The sequence below is a fragment of the uncultured Tateyamaria sp. genome, from assembly GCF_947487805.1.
Taxonomy (GTDB): Bacteria; Pseudomonadota; Alphaproteobacteria; order Rhodobacterales; family Rhodobacteraceae; genus Tateyamaria.
The window spans coordinates 202,673-227,752 of sequence record NZ_CANKXW010000002.1 but is presented as its reverse complement, the minus strand read 5'-3'; the positions used below and the strand labels follow the sequence as shown (position 1 = coordinate 227,752).

The window sequence follows — 25,080 nt, the reverse complement described above, 5'->3', positions numbered from 1 at the left end:
GTTAGGTAGGCAGGCAGGGAAGCGCAAGCCGTCAGCTTGGGCAAAATTGCGAAGACAGGATGAGGATCGAACATGGCGAAACTGGCATTTCTGGGCATGGGCGTCATGGGCGCACCGATGGCGGGGCATTTGCAGCGGGCCGGCCACGATGTGACGGTCTATAACCGCACCGCGTCGCGGGCGCAGGATTGGGTCGACGCGCATGGCGGTGCGATGGCCGAGACCCCGCGTGCGGCGGCGCAAGGAGCGGAGTTCGTGCTGGCCTGCGTTGGCAACGACGACGATTTGCGGTCCGTGTGTCTGGGGGATGAGGGGGCTTTCGCCGGGATGGGCGGTGGCTCCGTTTTTGTCGATCACACCACGGTGTCGGCGCAGGTGACGGCCGAGTTGTTTGATCTGGCGAATGCGGCGCATATCAGTTTCGTGGATGCGCCGATTTCAGGCGGTCAGGCCGGGGCGGAGAACGGGGCGCTGTCGATCATGTGTGGCGGTGATGCGGGGGCTTATGCGCGGATGGAGCCCATCGTGCAGCCCTATGCCAAGCTGTGCCGCCGGATCGGCGAGAGCGGTGCGGGCCAGCGGACCAAGATGTGCAACCAGATCGCGATTGCCGGTTTGGTGCAGGGGTTGAGCGAAGCGCTGCATTTTGCGGAGAAGGCGGGGCTGGATGGGCGTGCGGTGGTTGAGGTGATCAGCCAGGGGGCCGCGGGCTCGTGGCAGATGTCGAACCGGTACGAGACGATGCTGGATGATGCGTTCGAGCATGGTTTTGCCGTGGACTGGATGCGCAAGGATCTTGGGATTTGCCTGGACGAGGCGGATGCGAATGGTGCGAGCCTGCCGGTGACGGCGGTGGTCGATCAATTCTATAAGGATGTGCAGAAGATGGGTGGCGGACGCTGGGATACGTCGAGCCTGTTCAAGCGGTTGCGGCATTTGGGGTGAGGATTGGGTCGGGGGCGGGACTGTTTGCCTGACGGCAAAGGCGCCCGCCCGCCGACCCTTTTGGGGTGTTGTGTTTGCCGGTCGCGTTTGCCTTCGCAAACGGCGGATGGCAGCTCTTTATGGATCTACTGTGTGGCCGGCAGCTTTTCTGGTGAAAAGCAGCCCTTGCCACTGGTCGCGTTTGCCTTCGCAAACGCGACCGTCAGGGGATAATCCGCGTATATTTTGTGCCTTCGAGCGTCGCGCCAACGCGCAGGCCTGCGCGGGCGAATACTGCGGCCAGAACGGGCGTCAGGGCGGTTGTGGTGTCGGCGGCGACGCTGTCGCCCTGGTCCGAGACCACGTATTCGAGGTCCGCGCCCGCGGCCCAGCCGGGCGACCGGCGGAAGCTGGTCAGCGCGTCATCTGTCATGAAGAAGAGCACATGGGCAAATTGCTGGGCGCCGATTTGCAGCCCGCCCGAGCCCTTGACCACGGAGTAGTAATCGACCGTGATGTCGTTGACCAGAAGTGCGCCGCGCCCGTAGGCGCCGCCAAAGCCAAGCCCCGCTTCGGTCACCAGCGGCATGACCAGCATGCCATTGGCCTTTTGCGCCAGCGTCACCGTGTTGGGATAGCTGCGATACATTTCGTCCAGCGTCGTGCTGACCCGTGCGTCGATGAGCGACGCGCCCCGTCCGCCGACCCCGTTGCCGCATGCGGCAAGCACGCCCGTGCTGGCCAGCGCCCCAGCGGCGAATGCGCGCCGCGAGATACCATTCGTTTTCATGTTGAACCGCCTGTACTGCTCAATGTGGTGCGCGGTTTGCCCGCGCTTGTGGGCAGGTATACGCCGATTGTGCGCAGCTGTCACCACTTTGCGCGACACTGGCAGGTTTCTGCCGGATCAGCCGCCCCGGAGGAGGCGTGCGGCGGCGGGGGCGAAATAGGTGAGGATGCCGTCGCAGCCCGCGCGTTTGAAGGCCATCAGGCTTTCCAGCATCACGCGGTTCTCGTCGACCCAGCCATTTGCGCCCGCAGCCTTGATCATCGCGTATTCGCCCGACACCTGGTAGGCGAAGGTCGGCGCGCCGAATTCGGTTTTCACCCGGCGGCAGATATCGAGATAGGGCAGGCCGGGTTTGACCATGACCATGTCGGCGCCTTCGGTGAGGTCGCGTTCGATCAGGCGCATGGCCTCGTCCGAGTTGCCGGGGTCCATCTGGTAGGTCTTTTTGTCGCCGGTCAGCGCGCCGGATGCGCCCACCGCGTCGCGGAACGGGCCGTAGAAGGCGCTGGCGTATTTGGCGGCGTAGCTGAGGATCATCACGTTCTGATGGCCCGCGCTTTCGAGTGCCTGACGGATCGCGCCGATGCGGCCGTCCATCATGTCGGAGGGGCCGATGATATCTGCGCCCGCCTCGGCCTGGGACAGCGCCATTTTCACCAGTGCTTCGACCGTGCGGTCGTTCACGATCTCGCCATCTTCGACAAAGCCGTCATGGCCGTTGATGTTGTAGGTGTCGAGCGCCACGTCCGTCATGATCGCAATCTCGGGCACCGCGTCCTTGATCGCGCGGATGGCGCGATTGGCGTGGTTGTCGGGATCCCACGCACCCGCGCAATCCTCGGTCCGTTCCTCGAGCCCGGTATAGGGAAAGATGCAGATCGCGGGGATGCCCAGATCGGCGGCCTCGCGGGCGGCGTCCACCACCTTGTCGACCGACCGGCGCAGGACGCCGGGCATGGAGGGGATCGGTTCCTCAATGCCTTCGCCAGAGCGCACGAAGACCGGCCAGATGAAATCATCGACGGTCAACGTGTTCTGCCGGACAAGGCCGCGGATGGCGGCGCTTTGACGGGTGCGGCGGAGGCGGGTGGCGGGATAGGGGCTTTGGGTAGGGCGCATGAAAGTGTCCAGTTTGAGTGACAGATTATCCGTGCCACGTATTTTTGCGCTTGCCAAGTCTAGGCACCGCCGTTTGCGCACGCTAAGAGGGGCGACAATCACGACGGGAACCGCGCAAGGCGCGGGCAGCAGGGCACCCATTGGACTGGCACGACACGATCTTTGAACTCATCGACATGCGGTCATTCTCGAACCTGTGGTTCTGGATTGCGCTGGCGGTTGTGTGGTCGACGGCCAGCCACTGGGTTCTGGGCGTGCCCTATGACATGGTCGCACGCGCCCGGCGCAATGGCGGGCAGACGGCCGAAGACCTCGAAGACCTTGTGCGGATCAACATCAACAGGTTGCTGTTCATCGGCAATGTCTCGGGCCTGTGGGTTCTGGGGATCACTTGTTTCGTGCTGACGGGGCTGGCGCTGTTGGGTTTTGTCTATGGGGTGGAATTTGCCCAAGCCGTTTTCCTGCTGGGCTTTCCCATGTCGCTGGTGGGGGCGCTGAACCTGTCCACGGCCCGCCTGATCCAGGCGGAGGGTGCCACGGGCGAGCAGTTGTGGCGGCGGCTGACGCGGCACCGCACATATGTGCAGGCCATCGGGATGATCGCGATTTTCGCCACGGCCCTGTGGGGGATGTACCAAAACATGTCCGTTGGCCCCTTCGGCGGTTGACAGGGCGCGGGATTGCCCCAATTGAAAACGCCTGTTTCACGAAGGCCCGTTGCGCATGAATCCGTCCGATCACATCACAGTCTCAGGCGCGCCCGAAGGGTTTGACGCCAAGCTGATCTTGGGCGAGGTCGCGGCCCGCGGCCCGGTGGTGCATGTGGCGCGCGACGACAAGCGGCTGGCGGCGATGCAGGCCGCCTTGCGCTTCTTTGCCCCCGACATGCCGGTTCTGGTGTTTCCGGGCTGGGATTGCCTGCCCTATGACCGGGTGTCGCCCAATGCCGATATCTCGGCCCAGCGGATGGCGACGCTGGCGGCACTGGCGCATGGGATGCCAGAGCGGTTCATCCTGCTGACCACGCTGAACGCCGCGACCCAGCGGGTGCCTGCGCGGGGGCTGTTGAAAGAGGCGGCCTTTACCGCGCGTGTGGGCAGTCGTGTGGACGAGGCGGGCCTGCGGCAGTTCCTGGTGCGCATGGGCTTCGTGCAAAGCCCCACGGTGATGGAGCCGGGGGATTACGCCATTCGCGGCGGCATCATCGACATCTATCCGCCCGGCGATCTGGGGCCTGTGAGGCTGGATCTGTTTGGCGATGTGCTGGACGGGGCGCGCCGGTTTGACCCGGCCACGCAGCGCACCACCGAAAAGCTGGATGTGATCGAGCTGGCCCCGGTGTCCGAGGTCATTCTGGACGAGGCGGCGGTGACGCGGTTTCGCCAGACCTACCGGCTGGAATTTGGTGCGGCTGGCACGGATGATCCGCTGTACGAGGCGATCAGCGCGGGGCGCAAGCATCAGGGGGCGGAGCATTGGCTGGCCTTTTTCCACGACGAGATGGACACGCTTTTTGACTATGTGCCGGGGGCGGTGATCACGCTGGACGATCAGGTCACGCCCAGCCGGTTGGCCCGCTGGGAGAGCATCGAGGACCAATACGAGACGCGGCGGCTGGCCATGGCGAACCGGTCCAAGATGGACAGTGTCTACAAACCTGCGCCACCGGGTGGGCTTTATCTGGACGATGCCGCGTGGGAGACGGCGGTGACCGGGTTCCGGGTCCTGCAATTCGCGGCGCTGGCACAGGCGACGGGGCCTGGTGTCACGGATGCGGGCGGGCGGGTCGGGCGCAATTTCGCGCCGGAGCGCCAACAGGAATCCATCAGTCTTTTCGGGGCTTTGGCAGCGCATATTAAGGCAAAGCTTGATGTTGGGCCGGTGGTTGTTGCCAGCTATTCCGAGGGTGCGCGCGAGCGGTTGACCGGGCTGATCGAGGATGAAGGTCTGGCCGAGGTCATCCCCATCACCGATGCCACGCGGATCGGCAAACGCGGCCTGCACCTGACCGTCTGGGCGCTGGAACACGGGTTCGAGGCGCCGGGCCTCACGGTGATTTCGGAGCAGGATGTTCTGGGGGATCGGCTGATCCGCGCGCCCAAGCGCAAGCGGCGGGCGGAGAATTTCCTGACCGAGACGCAGTCGCTGTCGCCCGGCGATCTGGTGGTGCATGTGGATCACGGGATCGGGCGGTATGTCGGCATGGAGGTCGTGACGGCCGCCGGGGCCGCGCATGAATGCCTGCTGCTGGAATATGCGGAACGATCCAAGCTGTATCTGCCGGTTGAGAACATCGAGCTGCTGTCGAAATACGGCCACGAGGAAGGGCTGCTCGACAAACTGGGCGGTGGCGCGTGGCAGGCCAAGAAGGCCAAGCTGAAGGAGCGCATTCGCGAGATGGCGGATCGTTTGATCCGCATTGCTGCCGAACGGGCGTTGCGCAAGGCCCCGGTCCTTGAGCCGCCCCCCGGCATGTGGGACGCGTTTTCGGCGCGGTTCCCCTATCAGGAGACGGACGATCAGCTGTCGGCGATTGCTGCCGTGATCGACGATCTGACCAGCGGCTCGCCGATGGATCGGCTGATCTGTGGCGATGTCGGTTTTGGCAAGACGGAAGTGGCGATGCGCGCGGCCTTTGTTGCGGCCATGACGGGAGTGCAGGTGGCGGTGATTGCGCCCACGACGCTGCTGGCGCGGCAGCACTACAAGAGCTTTGCCGAGCGGTTCCGGGGCTTTCCCATCGAGGTGCGGCAGTTGAGCCGCTTTGTCAGCGCCAAGGAGGCCAATGACACCCGTGCCGCCATGTCCAAGGGGACGGCGGATATTGTGGTGGGTACCCACGCGTTGCTGGCCAAGGGCGTGCGGTTCCAGAACTTGGGCCTGTTGGTGATTGATGAAGAGCAGAAGTTCGGTGTAACCCACAAGGAGCGCCTGAAGCAGTTGCGCAGTGACGTGCATGTACTGACCCTGACGGCGACGCCGATTCCACGGACCTTGCAGCTGAGCCTGACGGGTGTGCGTGATCTGTCCATCATCGGCACGCCGCCGGTCGACCGGCTTGCGATCCGGACCTATGTGTCCGAGTTCGATGCGGTGACGATCCGCGAGGCGCTTTTGCGCGAACACTACCGCGGCGGGCAGTCGTTCTATGTCGTGCCGCGCATCTCGGACCTGCGCGAGATCGAGGAGTTCCTGAAGGAGCAGTTGCCCGAGCTGACCTATGTGGTGGCGCATGGGCAGATGGCCGCCGGGGAGCTGGATGACCGGATGAACGCGTTCTATGACGGCAAATATGACGTGCTGCTGGCGACGACGATTGTGGAATCGGGCCTCGATATCCCTACCGCGAACACGATGGTGGTGCACCGGGCGGATATGTTCGGGTTGGCGCAGCTTTATCAGATCCGGGGGCGTGTGGGGCGGTCCAAGACGCGGGCCTATGCCTATCTGACCACCAAGCCGCGCGCCAAGCTGACGGCAACGGCGGAGAAACGGCTGCGCGTGTTGGGCAGCCTCGACACGCTGGGGGCGGGGTTCACGCTGGCGTCTCAGGATCTGGACATTCGCGGGGCGGGCAATCTCTTGGGCGAGGAACAGTCGGGCCAGATGCGCGACGTTGGGTTTGAACTCTACCAGTCGATGCTGGAAGAGGCGATTGCCAAGATCAAGGCGGGCGAGATGGAGGGCCTGTCGGAGGCCGATGAGCAATGGGCACCGCAGATCAATCTGGGCGTGCCGGTGCTGATCCCCGAAGACTATGTGCCTGATCTGGATGTGCGGCTGGGTCTCTATCGTCGCCTGTCGGGCCTGTCGACCAAGGTCGAGCTGGAAGGGTTCGCGGCCGAATTGATCGACCGGTTTGGCAAGTTGCCGCGCGAGGTGAACACGCTGATGCTGGTGGTGCGGATCAAGGCCATGTGCAAGCGGGCCGGTATTGCCAAGCTGGATGGCGGACCCAAAGGGGCCACGATCCAGTTCCACAACGACAAGTTCGCCTCGCCGCAGGGGCTGGTCGAATTCATTCAGGACCAGCGCGGGTTGGCCAAGGTGAAAGACAACAAGATCGTGGTGCGGCGCGACTGGAAGAAGGATGCCGACAAGATCAAGGGCGCCTTTGCCATCGCCCGTGACCTCGCCGAGAAGGTGATCGCGGAAAAGAAGAAGGCCAAGGCGGGCTAAGCTGCCGCGACCTCGGCCCGGCGCATCATCTGCATCATCACCGACGCCAAAAGGCACGCGATCAGAACGGTTGCAACCAGCGGCATCGGCGTGCCGTCAAACAGTGTCGCGATGGGCGAGGCAAGAGCCGCCCCAAGCACCGTCGACACCGCGCCGATCACCGACGCGGCCATGCCCGCGATGTGGCCCATCGGCTCCATCGCGATGGCGTTGAGGTTGGCGACGGTCAGTCCGCCCTGAAACATCACGCCCCATTGCCAGAAGATGTAAAAAGCAAAGAGGCCCGGCAGGTCGGCCATCATCCACAGCACAAAGGTCGTGGACACGACCAACTGGGCCAGAAGCGCCCAGGTAACGAGCCGCCGCATGCCGAACCGCCCCACAATGGCTGCGTTGAGCAGGCTGGACACGCCCGAGGCCAGCGCAATCGCGCCAAACCACAGCGGAAAGCTGTCGAGGCGGTCAAAGGTCACCTCAAAGATCGGCTGCACCATGGTGAGGATGGAAAACAGGATCATCAGCATCAGCGTCTGCACAAGGATCGACAGGCGCACGGTCGGGTGGGCGAACATCTGGCGCACGGCATCAACGATCAGGGGCGCGCGCAGCGGGCGGCGGTCCTCGGGCGCGAGGGATTCGTGGATGCGGGTGCTGAACCACAGCAGGATGCACAGGCCAAAGATCAGGAAGGCGGGAAAGATCGCGCGCCAGCCAAAGGCGTCGGTGACCAGCGACCCGATCAACGGCGCGACGGCGGGCACGAGCAGGAACACCATCATGGTCAGCGACAGGATGCTGGCCATGGCGCGCCCGCTATAGAGATCCCGGATGATGGCCGCCGACACCACGCGCGGCCCCGCAGCACCGAGGCCTTGCAGCACGCGCGCGGCCAGCACCAGTTCCAGCGTCGGTGCGGCCCATGCCAGCACGGCCCCGATGGCATAGATTGCAAGGCCGAAGAATACGATGGGCCTGCGCCCGTAGGCATCCGAGATCGGCCCGGCAAAGAAGGTGCCGACCCCCATCCCGATCAGGAAGGCAGTCATGATCCACGCGGCCTGATCGACCCCGCCGGGGGCGATGTCGGCGGCGATATCGGGCAGGGCGGCCAGCATCGCGTCTATGGAAAAGGCAATGATCGCAAACATCATCGCCATAAGGGCGATGAACTCGGGTTTGCTGACGATCTGACCTTTGGGTCGGGTCACGGGTGGGGTCCTGCGTTGAAATTGACGCTGTTTCACGTCACCTTGGCGACGCGATGCGGGAATGGCAACGACCCTCGGTTGAAAAAATGACCAATCGCTTAAGATGTGATCAGCAGAACGGTTTAGACTGCCCCGGTTGTCAGCTCATCAATCACACGCGCCCACAGTTCGGGCGGTTGCGCGCCGGGGACGGCGTGTTTGCCCGCGACGATAAAAGTCGGCACGGAATTTACGCCCATCTGCCGGCTGTGGGCATCGCGGGCCGAGATGTCGTCGCGGTCGGCATCGCTGTCCAGCAGTTTGCGCACCACGGCGGCGTCCATCTGGATGCTATCGGCGATGTCGGCCAGCACCTCGTGATCGCCAATGTCGCGGGCGTCGACGAAATAGGCCTTGAACAGGGCAGAGACGGCTGCGGTCTGTTTGCCCTCGATCCCGGCCCAGTGGATCAGGCGGTGCGCGTCCAGCGTATTGGGCGTGCGCTGCATGCCTTCAAAGTCGATCTTGAGCCCGGCCTTTTCGGCATGTTCGACCACGGGCGCATAGGCGCGCACGGCCCCTTCCTTGCCGCCGAACTTGCCCTCGAGATAGGCGCGGCGGCCCATGCCTTCGCGCGGCATGTCGGGGTTAAGCTGGAACGGGTGCCATTCGATGACAAAGGGGTGGTCCGGGTGGGCGGCCAGCGCGCGGTCAAGATGCGCCTTGCCGATATAGCACCAGGGGCAGATCGGGTCGGACATGATGTCGAGTTTGATGGGATCGGGCATGGGGTCTGCTTTCCTGGTCATTGCGGTCTGGACGGGTTCCAGAACTGGGGCAGGCGGCGGCGGAGCAGCTTGCCATTGGCGCCCAGTGGCATCCGGGCGATGTGGATGTAGGCGCGGGGGTGTTTGTAGCGCGCCAGCTTGGCGTCGACATAGGCGTGCAGGGACGCTTCGTCCAGTGCCGCGTCCGCGGTATAGAAGGCGGCGATGACAAAGGTGCCGGGTTTGACCTCGATCTGGGTCACACCGACTTGTCGTACGCCGGGCGCGTCGGCCAGGGCCGCCTCGACCTCGAGCGGGGAGACGCGGTAGCCGCCGGCGTTCATCATGTCATCGTTGCGGCCCAGATAGGTGATCTGTCCGTCTGCATCCATTTCGCCCATGTCGCCGGTCAGGAACCACCCGTCGCGGAACCGCGCGGCGGTGTCATCGGGCTGGTGCAGGTAGCCGAGCATGAGGCCCGGATCGGCGCGGTCCACCGCGATGATGCCGGGGGTGCCGTGGGGCACGGGGCCATCGGGGCCAAGGATCGCCACGCGGCGGCCCGGTTGCGGGCGGCCGAGGGCGTGCGGCGCGCACGCGCGATCCGGGCTCGACGAGATGAAGGTCGAGCATTCGGACATGCCGTAGGCCTCGAAGATCGGCGTGCGCGTTGTGGCTTCCCAGCGGGTGCGGGTGATCTGGGGCAGCTTTTCGCCCGCGCTGAGCCCGTGGCGCAGATGGGGCAGCTCGGGCAGAGTGGCGCGGTCGAGCATCTGGCGGAACACGCCGGGTGCTGCGGCAAAGAGCGTGGCGCGGTGGGTGGCGAGCAGGGTGCCCATGGCCTCCGGTGGTGTGCCGGGCGCGGGGATCAGAGCGGTGGCGCCGACCGTCCACGGGTCCATCAGCCCGGTGCCCAGCGTATAGGTCCAGTTGAACGCGCCCGCATGCAGCAGCCGGTCCTGCGCGGTCAGCCCGTACCAGCCTGCGTGCATCATCCGGCGGGCCCAGATGGCGCGGTGTGCGTGCGACACGGCGCGAGGATGTCCCGACGTCCCGGAGGTATAGATGATGTAGCCGGGCCGGTTCGGATCGCCCATGTGCCAGTCGGTGGCGGGCATCTTGCGCATGGCGCGCAGCGTGGCCAACCCGATCTCGGGCGCGCCGGGGGCGGACGCCACGGCCGGGTCGCGCAGGATCAGGCGGGGGGACAGTTCAGCGACGATCCGCGCCACTTCGGTCTCCGTCAGCGCGGCAGATGTGGGCACAGGCACCAGCCCCACGGCCAGCGCGCCCAGATAGGCGATGGGAAAGTCGAGCGTATTGCCCAGCCGCATCAGGATGATGTCACCGGGTGCGCAGCCCGCCTGAAGGAACCCGGCCCCGGTGCCGCGCACAGCCTGTATCAGCGCGGCATAGCTCAGGTCCTGCGCGCTGTCCGTACCGAGGATCGATACGGCGATCTTGTCCGGCATTTCGGCGCCCGCCTCCAGCACATGGGCCGCCATGTTGAAAGGCGCGGGGCAGGGCGGGGGTGGGCCGATGTCGAACAGGCTTGGCATATCTGTTGGCTATGCTGTGGCGCGCGGCGTTGCAAGCCTGACACGGGCGACCTATACAGATCGCCATGCAAGGCAAAGACCCCAAATCCCTGATTGAGATCGCCCGCGCGACGGGCAGTTCCGACGCCGCAGAACCGCTGGATCTGGGCGCGCGGGTGCGCGATCTGCGCAAGGCGCGCGACTGGACGCTGGAACAGGCGGCCAGCCAGGCGGGCCTGGCACGGTCGACCCTGTCCAAGATCGAGAACGGACAGATGTCACCCACCTACGAGGCGCTCAAGAAGCTGGCCGTGGGGCTGGAGATCTCGGTACCGCAGCTGTTCACACCGCCCGAAAAGGGGCAGGTCAACGGGCGCATGGTCGTGACCAAATCGGGCGAGGGCAATGCGCAGGCGACCGTCACCTACGAGCACGAGTTGCTGGCCGAGGCACTGACCAAGAAGACGATGCTGCCCTACCGCGCGCGGGTGCGGGCCCGGTCGATGGATGAATTCGACGGCTGGGTGCGCCATGACGGCGAAGAGTTTCTGTACGTGCTGACCGGGGTGATCCGGCTTTATACGGAATTCTATGAACCGATCGAGATGCGCCGCGGCGACAGCGCCTATTACGACGCCACGATGGGTCACAACGTGGTATCAACCAGTGATGACGACGCGCTGATCCTGTGGGTGACGTCGCTGGCCTGAGATCTGCTCAGGCGGTGTGCATCATGCCCGCGGAACGCTCCAGGAACGCATCGAACGCATCCTGCGCTTCCTTGAGGCTCATTTCATGTGTCGCGGCCAGGTAGCTTTCAAAGCGATCCTGATCGGCCTTGAGAAACGGCATCGCGCTGGGTTCGAGGCCGGGAAATTCCTTGCACAACGCGCGATAGCTCTCGGCCCAGTTCTGGGTCAGGTCATTCCAAGTCATATCTACCCCCGTCAGGTTTTATTCGGCCCCCGTTTTCAGGGGCAACTTGGGACGTCGCAATTTCTTGAGGTGCGCACGTCGGACATCCACCACGGGCCAGACAATATTGCAATTTGGTGACAGATCAACCGTTTATCTGAAAAGTTTCCGCAGTGCAGCATGCGCAACTAGGGCTGTGCCCAGTTGCGCCAGCACGAAGGCGGCGATGTGACCCGGATAAATACCTGCAAACGTGTCGGAAAATCCGCGCGCGATGGTGACAGCCGGGTTTGCGAAGCTGGTCGACGATGTGAACCAGTATGCACCGGTAATGTAGAGGGCCACCAGGGTCGGCACAACCTGTGGTCGTGATTTCAGCCCGCCAAAGATGACAAAGAGCAGCCCGAAGGTCGCGACACACTCAGACCACCACTGTGCTTCACCCGTGCGGTGCAGCGTTTGCGAGACCTGCCAGAGGGGCAGGTCGAACATCGCGTGCGTGGCCCACACACCCAGCAGCGCGCCCGCGATCTGCACCGGCACATAGGCCAGCGCAGTGCGGGTGGCGATATCGCTACGCAGCCAGAAGGCCAGCGTCACGGCCGGGTTGAAATGCGCGCCCGAGATCGGCCCCAGCACGGTGATGATCACATAGAGCATGCAGCCTGTCGCGATGGCATTGGCTAGCAGGGCGATGGCGGTGTTTCCGTCCGCCAGCGCCTGTCCCATGATGCCCGATCCGATCACGCTGATCAAAAGCAGCGCGGTGCCGAGGCCCTCGGCGGCCAGTTGGCGCAGCATGGGATTACTCTTGATACCACCAGAATTGCGGCATCCAGTCGGGGCCATCGCCATAGATCGGCAGCACCTCTGGATGGCGCATCTGGGCGACATGGGCGATGCGCCCGGTGGTGAACTGCCAGAACGGCACCACATAGCGGCCCGAGATCAGCAACCGGTCCAGCGCGCGTGTGGCGGCGATGCTGTCCTCGCGGGTGCGCGCGTTCAACATGGTGTCGATCATCGCGTCGATGGCCGGATCCTTGGCCCCCATCAGGTTGCGCGTGCCGTCCTCGTCCGCGGCCTTGGAGCCCCAGTAGAAATACTGTTCATTGCCGGGGCTGAGCGACATGGCGCGGCGGTGATAGGTCATGTCAAAGTCGTAGGTTGCCGTGCGTTCGGTATATTGCGCGCCGTCCACCAGATCGATGTCGACCGTGATGCCCATCTGGTCCAGCGCTTGGGTATAGAGATCCGCGATGGCGCGGTCCTCGGTGCGTTGCTGGTCGAGCAGGATGGTAAAGGCCATCGCGGTGCCGTCTGCATTGCGCAGCTTGCCGTCCTGCGTGGTCCATCCGGCCTCTTCCATCAGGCCAAGGGCGCGGCGCAGGCCGCGGCGGTTGCGCAGGGTGCCGTCGCTTTCGGGCAGGGTATAGCCCTCCATCACGCCGGGCAGCAGTTTGCCGTTGAACGGGGCGAGCAGGGCCGCCACAGCGCCCTTGGCCGGGCCAGGTTCCATCGCGAGCGGGGAGTTGGAGAAATAGGAGGTGATGCGCGGCTGTGCGCCGCCGGTGAGCGTGTCGTTGATATATTCGAAGTTGAAGGCGGTGATCAGCGCCTCGCGCACGCGCCAGTCGTCAAAGGGCGCGCGGCGGGTGTTCATCACGAAGCCAGTGATGCCCGACGGTTTCTGGTGTTTGACCTCGGTCTTGATCACATCGCCGGACGTGGCACGGGGAAAGTCGTACTGGTTGGCCCAGGCATCGGCGTTGAACTCCCGGATGGCTGAGACTTCGCCCGCCTTGAATGCCTCGAACACCACGTCCTGATCGCCGTAGAAGTCGATGGTGATCTCGTCGAAGTTGAAGGTGCCTTTCATGAAGTTCAGATCCGCGCCCCAGTAGTCGGGATTGCGGGTGAGCACGACGTTGCGGGCGGCCTCGAAGTCGCTGACCACATAAGCGCCGGAGCCGATGGGCACGTCATTGATGGTGGCGGCGGCGAAATCCTTGCCTGCCCACTGCGCCTTTTGCAGGATCGGGCGCATGCCCGCGAGCAGGGCCAGCTCGCGGTTTTCGGTGTTGAAGGTGAACTTCACGCTGCGCGGTCCGGTCTGTTCCAGCGTTTCGATCTGGCCCCAGAGGCTGCGGTAGCGGCCGTGGCCTTCGGTGCCCAGCGTCTCGTAGGACCACATGACATCCTCGACCGTGACCGGGCTGCCATCGGAGAAGCGGGCCTCGGGGCGCAGGGTGAATTCGACCCAAGACCGGTCGTCCGGCACCTCAATCGATTCGGCCAGCAGGCCATATAGCGCGAAAGGTTCGCTGCGGTTGCGCCCCATCAGGCTTTCGTGGGTGAGAAAGCGCAGCTGCCAGGGCACGTTGCCTTTCTGGATGTAGGGATTGAGCGAATCAAAGCTGCCGGTATTGGCAAGCGTGATCTTGCCGCCTTTGGGCGCGTCGGGATTCGCGTGCGGAAGAGATACAAAATCCGGTGGTAGCTGAGGTGCCCCATACATAGCTATGCCATGCATTGGCTCTGCTTGTGGTTGCGCAGGTGCAGCAAACACCCCGCCGAGAATCACGGCCAGCGCCGCAAAATGCGTGCGCTTCATTTGGAAAAAATCCTGCCCCATTTCGTAAACAATCCCTGGTTGCCCTTGTTTTGTTAACAATAGCGGGGCTCAGACCTTTACGCATTATCAAACTTTTAGCTTGGACTCTGTGCGCGGCTTTGCGTATAAAGATGTCACTGCTCGATAGGTTTCTTGCCTGTATGAAACCTGCCTCAATAACTTAACGCCAGCTTCGTGCTGGCGTTTTTTTTTGGCCCCGTGCAACCGTCACGGGACATGGATTGTTCCTTTTGCAGGTGCAGCATGACATGCTGCGCGCAACATAAAGCAAAGGAACATCGTCATGGCGTTTGAAATTTCACTCTCCGGTAAAACCGCTGTCATCACCGGGTCCAATTCCGGGATCGGTCTGGGCATGGCGTGGGAACTGGCGCGCGCAGGGGCGGATGTTGTGTTGAATTCCTACTCTGACACCGAAGAGGATCACGCCATCGCCAAGGAGATTGCCGATGCGACGGGCAGCAACGCGCGTTACATTCAGGCGGACATGTCCAAGGGCGACCAATGCCGGGCGCTGATCGAAAAGGCGGGCGCTTGCGATATCCTGATCAACAACGCGGGCATTCAGCACGTGGCAGGCATTCCCGAATTCCCGGTCGAGAAATGGGACGCGATCATCGCGATCAACCTCAGCTCGGCCTTTCACACCACGGCAGCGGCGCTGCCGATGATGCGGGACGCCGGGTGGGGGCGGGTGATCAATGTGGCCTCGGCCCATGGTTTGACCGCGTCGCCCTATAAATCCGCCTATATCGCGGCCAAGCACGGCATTGTCGGCCTGACCAAGACCACTGCGCTTGAAACGGCCGAGGAACCGATCACGGCGAACGCGATCTGCCCCGGATATGTCCTGACACCGCTGGTCGAAAGCCAGATCCCCGACACGATGAAGGAATATGACATGGGCCGCGAGGAGGTGATCAAGAACGTCATGCTCAAGCGGCAGCCATCCAAGGAATTCGCAACCACCGAACAGATGGGCGGCACGGCGGTGTTCCTGTGTTCGTCCGCTGCCGACCAGATCACCGGCACCACGATCAGTGTGGACGGCGGCTGGACCGCGCTGTGATGCGCTGAGGATCGGGCCATGGCGGTGAAAAAGATCAACCTCGCGCTTCAGGGGGGCGGTGCACATGGCGCGTTCACCTGGGGTGCGCTGGACTGTTTGCTGGCCGATCCGCGGATCGAGATCGCGGGGATTTCGGGCACGTCTGCGGGCGCACTGAATGGCGCTGCGGTCAAGGCCGGGCTGGCCGCAGGCGGTGCAGAGGCCGCACGCGACAACCTTGCATGGCTCTGGGATCAGGTGGCGGGCACGCAAGACAGCCGCCTGACCGGCTGGCTGGCGCATCTGGGGCCGGGGCAGGTGTCGCAGGCGCTGGAATATTCGCTGCCCTATGCTTTTGGCGACGCGTTCACGCGGATGGTGTCGCCCTATGCCTACGGTCCGTTCTATCGCAATCCGCTGACGGATATCGTGGCGCGGTTCGACATGGACAAGGTGTGTTGCGATGCGGGCCCGCAGCTTTTCATCAACGCCACGCGGGTGCGCAACGGCAAGCTGCGGGTATTTTCGCAGGCCGAGGTGACACCGGACGTGATCATGGCGTCGGCCTGTTTGCCGACCCTGTTTCAAGCGGTAAAGATCCACGACAACGAGACCGGGCAGGACGAGGAATTCTGGGACGGTGGTTATACCGGCAACCCGGCGCTGTTCCCGATGTTCGACCGGTCGTTGCCGGATGACATCGTGGTGATCAACATCAACCCGCTGGAACGCGAGGATCTGCCGCGCACGCCGCAACAGATCCAGAACCGGATCAACGAGATCAGTTTCAATTCGTCGCTGTTGCGCGAGATGCGTGCCATCGATTTCGTGCAGCGGTTGCTGGATGACGGGACCTTGCCCGAGGGGCGCATGGCGCGGGTCCTGATCCACATGATTGCGGATGATGATCTGATGGGCGAGTTGAGCGTGGCGACCAAGACGGTGCCCAATGCCTATGTGATCTCGCAGTTGAAAGAGGCGGGAACGCGCGCTGCACAGGCGTTTCTGGACGCGCATTTCGACGACATCGGCAACAAAAGCTCGGCAGCCTTGCGCCAGATGTTCGCCTGAGGCGACGGGTCAGCCAGGGGGCGTCGTCGGATCCTTGCCATTGGGATAGACGAGGCCCGCCGAGATCACCAGCTTGGCCGCGTCCTCGACGCTCATGTCAAGTTCGATCACGTCTTCGGCGGGGAAGAACAGCAGGAAGCCCGAGGTCGGGTTCGGCGTAGTGGGCACAAAGATGCTGAGCAGCGTGCCGGTGTTGCCCGCACGTTCGGACACTTCGCCCTTGGCCACGGTGGAGATGAAGCCGATGGCCCAGATGCCCTTGCGCGGGTATTCGATCAGGCATGCCTTTTCAAAGGACCGTTCGGATTGGGCAAAGACGGTTTCGGAGATCTGCTTGATGCCTGAATAGATCGAGCGCACGACGGGCGTGCGTTCCACGAGGCTTTCGGCGTAGCGGATCAGCGACCGACCGATAAAGCCCTTGGCCACCCAGCCGATGAAGATCGTGAACAGCAGGAAAACGATGACGCCCACGCCGCGGACGTTGACGTTGATCCAGTCGGGATTGGCGATCCGCAGGCCCGCGTCGTTTTCGATGAACCGGGGATTGCCCACGAAATAGTTCACGATGGAATCAGGTTGCCAGACGGTCGGCACCAGCGGCCAGACGAACCCGTCGACCCAGCCGATCACCGTCCAGATCAGCCAGATGGTCAGGCCCACGGGCGCAATGACCACGATGCCGGTCAGGAACGACGCGCGCAGCCGGGAAAACAGGCCGGGGCGGCGGGGCTGTTGCGGATCAAATGGGGTGTTCATAAATCGTTGGGCGCCTTTGTTATGGACTAGTTAGGGGAACCCATGGGCCCTTACAATGGCGAACGCCCGCTTGTTACGCCTGTTGCGCAAGTTTGCCCAATTCGGTGGCGATTTCCGCGGCCAGCCGGGCGTTGTTGCGGACCAGCGCGATATTGGCGGTAAGCGAGCGTCCATCGGTCAGCTCGAATATCCGTTGCAGCAGGTAGGGCGTGACGCCCTTGCCGCTGATCCCGTGCGCGTCCGCGTCCTGTGTGGCTTGTGTAATGATCGGGGCCAGCGTGGCGCGGTCGATTTCGGCCTCTGCCGGGATCGGGTTCACGACCAGCTGCCCGCCGGGCAGGCCGAGGGCTGTGCGCATCTTCTGGGCCGCGGCAATGTCGCTTGCCCGGTCCATGCGCAGGGGCGCGGGCAGGCCCGCGCTGCGCGACCAAAAGGCGGGCATGTCGTCCTGACCATAGGCGATGACGGGCACGCCCTGGGTTTCGAGCACCTCCAGCGTCTTGGGAATGTCGAGGATGGCCTTGGCCCCTGCGGCCACGACCGTCACGGGGGTTTGTGCCAGTTCCATCAGGTCGGCGGAGATGTCGAACGTGCCCTCGGCCCCTTTGTGCACGCCACCGATGCCGCCGGTGGCAAACACGCCGATGCCTGCGATGCGCGCGGCGATCATGGTGGCGGCCACGGTTGTGGCCCCGGTGCCGCCCGTCGCCATGCAGGCCGCCATGTCGGCGCGGCTCAGCTTGGCCACGCCCTTGGCTTGTGCCAACGCCTCGAGCTGGGTGTCGGTCAGGCCGCAATGCAGCCTGCCGTCAATCACCGCCATGGTGGCCGGTTCTGCCCCGCCTGAGCGCACGTCCGCCTCGACCTGCCGGGCAACCTCGAGATTCTGGGGATAGGGCATGCCGTGGGTGATGATCGTACTTTCCAGCGCGACAACAGGCGTGCCGCTGGCCAGAGCTGCCGCGACGGCGGGCGAGGGGGTGTGGAGGGTCATGTCGGTGTCTTTCCTGAAACATAGATCGCGGCGGCATCAAGGGCGCGGTCCAGCGCCTGCGCCCGGTCTGCGCCGCGCAGTTCTGCGGCGATGTGGGCGGCCATGAACGTATCGCCTGCGCCGGTGATGCGGGTGACGAGGACCTGCGGCGGCGTCTGGCTGATCAACCCATCAGCAGAGCCTTCGGTCGCCATGTCACCGCCATTGGTGACCAGCACCCGTGCCGCACCGCGATCCAGCAACCCCTTGGCGGCATCCTCTGCGCTGTCAAAGCCGCGCTGGCACAGCAGGCCCGCCTCTTCGAGGTTCACATAGAGCGTGCCGCGCGTCCGGGTGAGGAAGGGCGACAGGCGTTCGGCCTTGCCCGGAGAGGCAGGCGCCACGCGCAGATCGGCCTGCGCCAGCACCGGGCTGGTGGCGATCTCGTTCAGCAGATCCAGCGTCAGGTTCCCGTCAAGCGCGGCAAGGCCCGTATAGGGGGAAGCCTCTGTCGCGACAGTGCCATCGGTCAGGGGGCGCAGGATCTTGGCCCCGGCCTTTTCCAGCGAATGCGCATCTGCGATGGCGGCGATCAGGCCGTTCGCCCCCTCGACGGCCATGTATTGGTCAGTGGGCAGATCTTCGGAGCGGTAGACGGTCGAGGTGATCATGCCGCGCGCGGTGCAGGCCGCGATCAGCTCGTCCCCTTCAGCATCGCGGCCAATGGCCGTCAACAATGCGGGCGTCAGGCCAAAGCGGGCCAGCGTCATCGCGATGTTCATGGCCACGCCACCGGGCAGGCGCGTGATGCGCCCCGGCACGTCCGATCCCTGCCGCATGGCAAGGGGCGCGCGTCCGATCACGTCCCACAGGACGGATCCGATACACAGAATGTCAGGCTTTTGCGTCATGCCCGCCTTGTGCCGCCCGTCGCGGTCCAAGGCAAGGGCCAAGGCGTGCGATGGTCAGCGCGCGGGCACGCCAAAGGTCAGTGCCGCCCAGAACGTGTCCCAGACCGCCTCGCTGTTTCCATCGTCGATGGGCGCGAGCGTGACCGCGTCAAAGAGGTACTCATGTCCGGGCGCCACGGGCACCCGCGCGATGCCGTCCGCATCGGTCCAGTGCAGCGTGATTGTCACGGCATCGGCGGCGTCGCGGTCAAATACTTCGACCTGGGCATCTGCGCGTGGCGCGCCATCCAGCAGGACCTGCACCGCCATGGTGCCGTCGAAATCCGCGGCATAGGGGTTGGTCAGAGCCACGAATTCGGTTTTCAGACCCAGCGCCCGGTCGGCCCCTTGCGCGTCGCCCACGCCGATCAGCGCCTTGGCGTGGCGGGTGTAGCGTTCCTTGAACGGCACATCCGGAAAACCGTTGGCGGCATGGCGCGCGGCGATATCGGGGAAATCCTTGTGATCGGCGAATTTCTGGAATTTGGCCCATTCGGAATAGGTCACGAAGGACGGCGTCGTCTCGTGTACAACCATCACCAACCCACCAACGGGGGCGGGTACATCGAGCGCGGGGTTGTCGCCCATACGCCCTTCGACCGGGCGGATCGTGTCGCCCACGACGACGTCAAACCGTGTGATGCTGCGTTCGAAATAGGACACCGTCGTGCCTTTGAATTCCTGCCCGTTTTTTAGCCGGGCGACCAGTTTGCCCGATGGGGCGACCTGATAGGTATCCGCCTCGATCCAGAACTCATGTGCGGTTGCAACCCCGGCGTAAATCGCGCACCAAAGCGACAGGAGAAATCTGATCAGGGTGAGGCGGGACAGAGCCATGAGTGGAACCTTTCTGGGGTTGAGTGGAAAGCTGCGGTTTTGTGCCGTGATGTCAAGCCTGTGGCTGGGTTTCTGGGCTGGAATGGCCGTGGCTCACGAGGTTGTGCCCACCATATCGGACCTGACCGTGGCGGATGGTGCCGCGCGGATCGAGATGCGGGTGAACCTAGAGGCGCAGCTGTCGGGCATCGATCTGGATGCGATCGAAGACACCGATGCTGCTGAGAACGCGGCCGACTATGATGCCCTGCGCGCGCTGACGGCGGCGGATGTGGCCGCGCGAGTGGATGCGCTGATCGCAATCTGGAACACCGAACCGCTTTTGTCCGTGGACGGCGCGCCTGTGGCTCTGTCGGTCGAGGCGGTGACGGTGCCGGATGTGGCGGATATCGAGCTGCCGCGGATCTCTGACCTTGTTCTTACCGGGGTGGTGCCTGCGGATGCGGCGACCGTTACCGTGGCATGGCCTGCGGGCGCGGGCGATCTGGTTCTGCGCCAGCAGGGTGTCGATGCGCCCTATACCGGGTTGATCGGGGGCGGAGAAACCAGCGGCGCGATCGCGCTGGCCGGTGGCGATGCGGCAACCGGTTGGCGAACCTTTGTGGACTACATTCCGGTCGGCTTTGACCACATCCTGCCCAAGGGGCTGGATCACATCCTGTTCGTGTTGGGCTTGTTTTTCCTGTCCACGCGGCTGGGTCCGCTCTTGTGGCAGATCAGCGCGTTCACATTGGCGCATACGGTGACGCTGGCGCTGGGGGCGCTGGGGTTGGTCAATGTACCCGGCAGCATCGTGGAGCCGTTGATTGCGGCGTCGATTGTCTATGTCGCGGTGGAGAACATCTTTGCCAAAGGCGGATTGAGCAAATGGCGGCCCGTGGTGATCTTTGGCTTTGGCCTCCTGCACGGGTTGGGGTTTGCGTCGGTGCTTGGCGAGTTCGGCCTGCCGCAGGGGCAGTTCATCCCGGCGCTGATCGGGTTCAACATCGGGGTCGAGTTGGGGCAGTTGACAGTAATCGCTCTGGCGTTCCTCGCCGTGGGCTGGTTCGCATCCAAGGCGTGGTATCGCACGGCAATTGCGGTGCCCGCATCGGTCGTGATCGCGGCCATCGGGGCCTATTGGGTGGTGGAACGCGTGTTCCTGTAACCGCCTAGCCGCGCAGCGCGGCTGTCAGGTCGGCCAGCGCTTGCGCTGGTGTGTCCGCGATCCAGATTTCTTCGCCGATGCCGAAAAAGTCGGTGATGGGGGCGAGGCGCGCGATAATCTCGGGTGTCAGGCCCCCTTCGGCGACGACAGGAACCTCAATCATCTCGGACCACCATTGGAACAGATCGTCATCTGCCACGGCGCTGTCGGCCACGCCCGTCAGGGGGCCGAAAGAGATGTAATCCGCCCCGGCTTCGCCCGCGCTCATCCCGGCATGGCGCGACGTGCCGCAATTGCTGCCGACGATGGCGTCAGGGCCAAGCGCCTTGCGCGCGTCGCGGACGGATTTGGCCGCGTCCATCAAGTGCACGCCATCTAGGCCCAGCCGTTCGGCCAGTGCGGTGTGGTCGTTAACCACGATCGCCACATCGCGCGCGTGCGCCACTTCGCGGCAGACGTCTGCGGCGCGGGAAATCCGGTCTTCGTCCTGGGTGGCGAGGGCGAGGCGGATGCAGGCGATGTCGTGGGCGTCGAGAACGGCGGCCAGTTGATCGGGGAAATGCGACAGCTCGAACACGGGCGGCGTCAGAAGGTAGAGTTGCGGCTGCTCGGGTGCGTCCATCATGGGGTGTCCTGTTGCTTTTCGCCTGCTCTAGCGGATGTGGCGGGGAAAGAAAACTTTTATGCCTGCGGCGCGCATATTTTGGGAACAATGAAGGGATTGTGGTGCGCCGCAGCGATGGGGTAGACGGCGGACATGACACCGACATTTGTGCTGACACGGCCCCAGATGGGCGAAAACATCGGGGCGGCGGCCCGGGCGATGCTGAATTTTGGCGTGGACCGGATGCGGATCGTGGATCCGCGCGACGGCTGGCCCAACCCGGCCGCAGTGGCACTGGCCAGCGGGGCGGGCCGGGTGCTGGATGCGGCGAGCGTGCATGATGATCTGGCGGGGGCGGTTGCGGATTGCACTTACGTTTATGCAACGACCGCGCGGCAGCGGGATCTGACCAAGGAGGTTCTGAGCCCGGAGGCGGCGATGGCGGATGCGGCGCGGCGCATGGGCGACGGCGCGCATGTGGCGGTGTTGTTCGGACCGGAGCGGGCGGGGTTGGAGAATGAGGACATCGCGCAAGCCAACGCGTTGATCTCGGTCCCCGTGAACCCGGAATTTCCGTCGCTCAACCTGGCGCAATGTGTGTTGCTGGTGGGCTATGAGTGGATGCGGGCCGCAGGTGACGTGACCGCGCACAGCACAGAGATGGCTGGCACGCAGTGGGCAACGGCAGACGAGGTGGAGCATCTGGCGCGCCATTTCGAGGATCGGCTGGATACGGCCGGTTTCTTTTTCCCGGACCACAAGGCCGCCAGCATGCGCGTCAACCTGCGCAACATGTGGAGCCGGATGCCGTTGACGCGGGCGGATGTGCAGACGCTGCACGGGATGCTGCGTCAGATGGTCCGGTGGGCCACGCGCGACTGACGCTGGACGCGCCCGCCCTGCGGACTTAGGTTGCCGGCTGACACGACAGATGAGGCTGGCATGGCAAAGAACCGCAGCATTTTCGAAGAGGTGGGCACCACCGAGAAACAGGTGGCGCAGGCAGGTGTGATCGACGCAGGCCGTGGTGGCGCACGAGGTGCGATCCGGGTGTGGCTGATGATCCTTTTCGGGCTGGTGGTCTTGATGATCGCGGTGGGCGGTTTGACCCGCCTCACCGACAGCGGGTTGTCGATCACCGAGTGGCGGCCCCTGACCGGAGCGATCCCGCCGATGAATGCCGCCGACTGGCAATCGGAGTTCGAGAAATACCAAGCCATCGACGAATTTCGCATCCAGAACCAGTGGATGGAGCTGTCGGATTTCAAGGTGATCTATTGGTGGGAATGGGGCCATCGCCAGTTGGGCCGCGTGATCGGCGTTGTCTGGGCCATCGGGTTCCTGTGGTTCCTGTTGCGGCGCAAGATCCCGACGGGCTGGACGCTGCCCCTGCTAGGTCTGGGCGTGCTGGGTGGTCTGCAAGGGGCCATTGGCTGGTGGATGGTGGCCAGCGGTGTGACCACGGGCGAGGGGATGGTGGATGTGGCAAGCTACCGGTTGGCCACGCATCTTGGGCTGGCCTTTGTCATTCTGGGCTTTATCGCGTGGTACGTGTTTCACATGGGCCGGGCGGAGCGGGACCTGATGCAGGCCCGCCGCGGCAAGGAAACGCGGCTGTTCTCCATATCCACCGGGCTGATGCATTTCGCGTTTTTGCAGATCCTGATCGGTGCACTGGTGGCGGGGATTGACGCCGGGCGCAGCTATACTGATTGGCCGCTGATGGGCGGGCAGGTGTTTCCAGCGACGGCGTTGATCCTTGAGCCGTGGTGGCGCAACCTGTTTGAAAGCCCCGGTCTGGTGCAATTCGTGCACCGGATGACGGGATACCTGCTGTTTGCTTTTGCGGTGGTGGTATGGCTGCGCGGGCGGCGCTCGGCCCATCCGCGCACGCGTTTTGCATTCAATGCAGTCATGGCCGCGATGGCGTTGCAGATCGTGCTGGGTATCGTCACCGTTCTCTATGCCGCGCCGTGGCAGGTGGCGATCCTGCACCAGTTGCTGGCCGTGATCCTGTGGGTGTTGATCCTGCGCGCGCGCTTCCTGTCTGCATATCCTGTTGCCACATCCATTCGGGGGACCTGACCGATGACTGCTTATGATGACCTGATGGCCTTTGATCACGACACGCAGGCCTTGTCGCAAGTGGCCGGGCGGCTGGGGTGGGATCAGGAGACAATCATGCCCCGCGGGGCCGCACCGCAGCGCGCCGAAGAGATGGCCGCGATGGAGGGCGTCTTGCATGCCCGCCGGACCGACCCGCGCGTGGGTGACTGGCTGGCGGCGATTGATCCTGCGACGCTGGATGCCGTGGGGGCGGCGCGTGTGCGCGAAATCCGCCGCAGCTTTGACCGGGCCTCAAAGGTGCCGGGGGATCTGGCGGCGACCATCGCGCGGGTGACATCCGCGGCGCAAGGCGCTTGGGCCGAGGCACGGGCGGCCGATGACTTTGCAGCCTTCGCACCGGTGCTCGAAGAGGTCGTAGGCCTCAAGCGCGAGGAAGGGGCTGCACTGGCCGCAGGTGGCGACGTCTATGACGCGATGCTGGCCGACTACGAGCCCGGCACGACCGCTGCCGATCTGGAGGCGATGTTTGGCGCATTGCGCCCGGCACTGACCGAGTTGCGTGCCGCAATCCTGGACAAACCCGCGCCCAAGGGCCTGAGCGGTACGTTTGACGAGGCCAAGCAACTGGCGCTGAGCAGCAAGCTGGCGGAGGCCTTTGGCTATGACATGGGGCATGGCCGCATCGACAAGGCGGTGCATCCATTCTCGTCCGGGTCTGGCCTGGATGTCCGCATCACCACACGCACCAATCCGGCCGATCCGTTCAACTGTTTCTACTCCACGATTCACGAGGTCGGGCATGCTTGCTACGAGCAGAACATCGACGGCCAGCACCTGCTGACCCCTCTGGGGCGTGGCGTGTCGATGGGGGTGCATGAGAGCCAGAGCCGGATCTATGAAAACCAGCTGGGTCGCAGCCGCGCGTTCACCGGCTGGCTTTTCGGTCAGATGCGGGACGCGTTTGGCGATTTCGGGATCGCGGACGAGGACGCATTCTATGCCGCCGTCAACAAAGTGTCCGACGGCTATATCCGCACCGAGGCGGATGAGGTGCAGTACAACCTGCATGTCCTGATGCGGTTCGATCTGGAACGTGCGCTGATGGCGGGCGATTTGCAGGTGGCCGATCTGGAGCCTGCGTGGAATGACCGGTTTGCCGCCGACTTCGGCTATGCTGTTGATAAGGCGTCGAATGGCGTCTTGCAGGATGTGCACTGGTCGGTGGGTCTGTTTGGGTATTTCCCGACCTACAGCCTTGGCAATGTCTATGCCGGATGCCTGTACGAGGCGCTGCGCGCTGCTGTTCCGGGGCTCGACGATCAACTGGCGCAGGGTGATACATCCGCCGCCACAACCTGGTTGCGTGACAACCTTCAGACACATGGCGGGCTTTATGCGCCGACAGATATTATCGCCCGCGCAAGCGGAATCTCGCCGAAACCAGACCCCCTGATCGGCTATTTAACGTCGAAGTTCACCCAACTATACGATTTGTGACGCAGCATCCGGCGAATTCCCCTTTAGTTGCGGAACCATTTTTCGTGTTGATGGTTAACGTAATCTAAAGAGT

23 protein-coding genes are annotated in these 25,080 nt (G+C 63.8%); 10 read left to right on the top strand and 13 right to left on the bottom strand.

The window, feature by feature from the left end; all coding sequences use genetic code 11:
- Window positions 1–72 precede the first annotated feature (72 nt).
- Complete coding sequence (locus Q0949_RS06685; protein WP_299369911.1) at window positions 73–945, top strand: NAD(P)-dependent oxidoreductase; 873 nt, start codon at window positions 73–75, stop codon at window positions 943–945.
- Window positions 946–1,147: 202 nt separating this feature from the next.
- Here the strand turns inward: Q0949_RS06685 and Q0949_RS06680 are convergent, their stop codons facing one another.
- Together Q0949_RS06680 and hemB are read right to left on the bottom strand one after the other, a co-directional pair.
- Complete coding sequence (locus tag Q0949_RS06680; protein WP_299369910.1) at window positions 1,148–1,714, bottom strand: YSC84-related protein; 567 nt, start codon at window positions 1,712–1,714, stop codon at window positions 1,148–1,150.
- Window positions 1,715–1,831: 117 nt separating this feature from the next.
- Window positions 1,832–2,833 carry a porphobilinogen synthase gene (gene hemB, locus Q0949_RS06675; protein WP_299369909.1) on the bottom strand — a complete coding sequence of 334 codons (1,002 nt, stop codon included), beginning with the start codon at window positions 2,831–2,833 and terminating at the stop codon, window positions 1,832–1,834.
- A 140-nt stretch (window positions 2,834–2,973) separates the two neighbouring features.
- Here hemB and Q0949_RS06670 point away from each other — a divergent pair, with 140 nt between their 5' ends.
- Window positions 2,974–3,501 (top strand): component of SufBCD complex, encoded by a 528-nt coding sequence (locus Q0949_RS06670; RefSeq protein WP_299369908.1) that lies wholly within the window; start codon window positions 2,974–2,976, stop codon window positions 3,499–3,501.
- Between the two features lie 55 nt (window positions 3,502–3,556).
- A complete protein-coding gene (gene mfd / locus Q0949_RS06665; protein WP_299369907.1) occupies window positions 3,557–7,012 on the top strand; it encodes a transcription-repair coupling factor in 3,456 nt (1,151 codons plus the stop codon).
- On the opposite strand, the gene Q0949_RS06660 is transcribed toward mfd, so the two are convergent.
- The 3 genes from Q0949_RS06660 to Q0949_RS06650 all read right to left on the bottom strand — a co-directional run bounded on the left by Q0949_RS06660 (window position 7,009) and on the right by Q0949_RS06650 (window position 10,525).
- Window positions 7,009–8,220, bottom strand: coding sequence for a multidrug effflux MFS transporter (locus Q0949_RS06660; RefSeq protein WP_299369906.1), 1,212 nt, complete (start codon window positions 8,218–8,220; stop codon window positions 7,009–7,011). The two genes, mfd and Q0949_RS06660, sit on opposite strands and share 4 nt — an antisense overlap.
- A gap of 122 nt (window positions 8,221–8,342) precedes the next feature.
- Complete coding sequence (locus Q0949_RS06655; RefSeq protein ID WP_299369905.1) at window positions 8,343–8,987, bottom strand: DsbA family oxidoreductase; 645 nt, start codon at window positions 8,985–8,987, stop codon at window positions 8,343–8,345.
- Between the two features lie 17 nt (window positions 8,988–9,004).
- Complete coding sequence (locus Q0949_RS06650; RefSeq protein ID WP_299369904.1) at window positions 9,005–10,525, bottom strand: class I adenylate-forming enzyme family protein; 1,521 nt, start codon at window positions 10,523–10,525, stop codon at window positions 9,005–9,007.
- Between the two features lie 65 nt (window positions 10,526–10,590).
- On the opposite strand from Q0949_RS06650, the gene Q0949_RS06645 reads away from it, so the two are divergent.
- The gene (locus Q0949_RS06645) at window positions 10,591–11,214 is read left to right on the top strand and encodes an XRE family transcriptional regulator (protein WP_299369903.1); all 624 of its coding nucleotides are present in this window, start codon (window positions 10,591–10,593) and stop codon (window positions 11,212–11,214) included.
- Between the two features lie 7 nt (window positions 11,215–11,221).
- On the opposite strand, the gene Q0949_RS06640 is transcribed toward Q0949_RS06645, so the two are convergent.
- The 3 genes from Q0949_RS06640 to Q0949_RS06630 form a co-directional block, all read right to left on the bottom strand.
- Window positions 11,222–11,440 carry a hypothetical protein gene (locus Q0949_RS06640; RefSeq protein WP_299369902.1) on the bottom strand — a complete coding sequence of 73 codons (219 nt, stop codon included), beginning with the start codon at window positions 11,438–11,440 and terminating at the stop codon, window positions 11,222–11,224.
- A gap of 132 nt (window positions 11,441–11,572) precedes the next feature.
- Window positions 11,573–12,220, bottom strand: a complete 648-nt coding sequence (locus Q0949_RS06635; RefSeq protein WP_299369901.1) for an aquaporin — start codon at window positions 12,218–12,220, stop codon at window positions 11,573–11,575.
- Window positions 12,221–12,224: 4 nt separating this feature from the next.
- Window positions 12,225–13,937: an extracellular solute-binding protein gene (locus Q0949_RS06630; RefSeq protein ID WP_299370825.1), complete on the bottom strand. Its 1,713-nt coding sequence runs from the start codon at window positions 13,935–13,937 to the stop codon at window positions 12,225–12,227.
- A 400-nt stretch (window positions 13,938–14,337) separates the two neighbouring features.
- On the opposite strand from Q0949_RS06630, the gene Q0949_RS06625 reads away from it, so the two are divergent.
- A complete protein-coding gene (locus Q0949_RS06625) occupies window positions 14,338–15,123 on the top strand; it encodes a 3-hydroxybutyrate dehydrogenase (RefSeq protein ID WP_299369899.1) in 786 nt (261 codons plus the stop codon).
- 18 nt (window positions 15,124–15,141) lie between these two features.
- Window positions 15,142–16,173 (top strand): patatin-like phospholipase family protein, encoded by a 1,032-nt coding sequence (locus Q0949_RS06620; protein WP_299369897.1) that lies wholly within the window; start codon window positions 15,142–15,144, stop codon window positions 16,171–16,173.
- A 9-nt stretch (window positions 16,174–16,182) separates the two neighbouring features.
- On the opposite strand, the gene Q0949_RS06615 is transcribed toward Q0949_RS06620, so the two are convergent.
- The 4 genes from Q0949_RS06615 to Q0949_RS06600 all read right to left on the bottom strand — a co-directional run bounded on the left by Q0949_RS06615 (window position 16,183) and on the right by Q0949_RS06600 (window position 19,692).
- Window positions 16,183–16,932, bottom strand: a complete 750-nt coding sequence (locus Q0949_RS06615; protein ID WP_299369895.1) for a DUF502 domain-containing protein — start codon at window positions 16,930–16,932, stop codon at window positions 16,183–16,185.
- 73 nt (window positions 16,933–17,005) lie between these two features.
- On the bottom strand, window positions 17,006–17,926 hold the full coding sequence (locus Q0949_RS06610) for a pseudouridine-5'-phosphate glycosidase (protein WP_299369893.1): 921 nt from the start codon (window positions 17,924–17,926) through the stop codon (window positions 17,006–17,008).
- Entirely contained in the window at window positions 17,923–18,816 is an 894-nt protein-coding gene (locus tag Q0949_RS06605; RefSeq protein WP_299370823.1) for a PfkB family carbohydrate kinase, read from the bottom strand. The genes Q0949_RS06610 and Q0949_RS06605 overlap by 4 nt, the downstream gene beginning before the upstream one ends.
- A gap of 54 nt (window positions 18,817–18,870) precedes the next feature.
- Complete coding sequence (locus tag Q0949_RS06600) at window positions 18,871–19,692, bottom strand: DUF4198 domain-containing protein (protein WP_299369891.1); 822 nt, start codon at window positions 19,690–19,692, stop codon at window positions 18,871–18,873.
- On the opposite strand from Q0949_RS06600, the gene Q0949_RS06595 reads away from it, so the two are divergent.
- Entirely contained in the window at window positions 19,691–20,839 is a 1,149-nt protein-coding gene (locus tag Q0949_RS06595) for a HupE/UreJ family protein (protein WP_299369889.1), read from the top strand. The genes Q0949_RS06600 and Q0949_RS06595 overlap by 2 nt on opposite strands.
- A gap of 4 nt (window positions 20,840–20,843) precedes the next feature.
- Here Q0949_RS06595 and Q0949_RS06590 read toward each other — a convergent pair whose 3' ends face one another.
- The gene (locus tag Q0949_RS06590; protein WP_299370821.1) at window positions 20,844–21,461 is read right to left on the bottom strand and encodes a thiamine phosphate synthase; all 618 of its coding nucleotides are present in this window, start codon (window positions 21,459–21,461) and stop codon (window positions 20,844–20,846) included.
- A gap of 135 nt (window positions 21,462–21,596) precedes the next feature.
- Here Q0949_RS06590 and Q0949_RS06585 point away from each other — a divergent pair, with 135 nt between their 5' ends.
- Genes Q0949_RS06585 through Q0949_RS06575 form a run of 3 tightly spaced genes read left to right on the top strand, consistent with a single transcriptional unit; the run spans window position 21,597 to window position 25,007 of the window.
- Window positions 21,597–22,325 (top strand): RNA methyltransferase, encoded by a 729-nt coding sequence (locus Q0949_RS06585; RefSeq protein ID WP_299369887.1) that lies wholly within the window; start codon window positions 21,597–21,599, stop codon window positions 22,323–22,325.
- A 60-nt stretch (window positions 22,326–22,385) separates the two neighbouring features.
- Complete coding sequence (gene ctaA / locus Q0949_RS06580; RefSeq protein WP_299369885.1) at window positions 22,386–23,528, top strand: heme A synthase; 1,143 nt, start codon at window positions 22,386–22,388, stop codon at window positions 23,526–23,528.
- A 3-nt stretch (window positions 23,529–23,531) separates the two neighbouring features.
- Window positions 23,532–25,007 (top strand): carboxypeptidase M32, encoded by a 1,476-nt coding sequence (locus Q0949_RS06575; protein ID WP_299369883.1) that lies wholly within the window; start codon window positions 23,532–23,534, stop codon window positions 25,005–25,007.
- The last annotated feature ends 73 nt before the right edge of the window (window positions 25,008–25,080 follow it).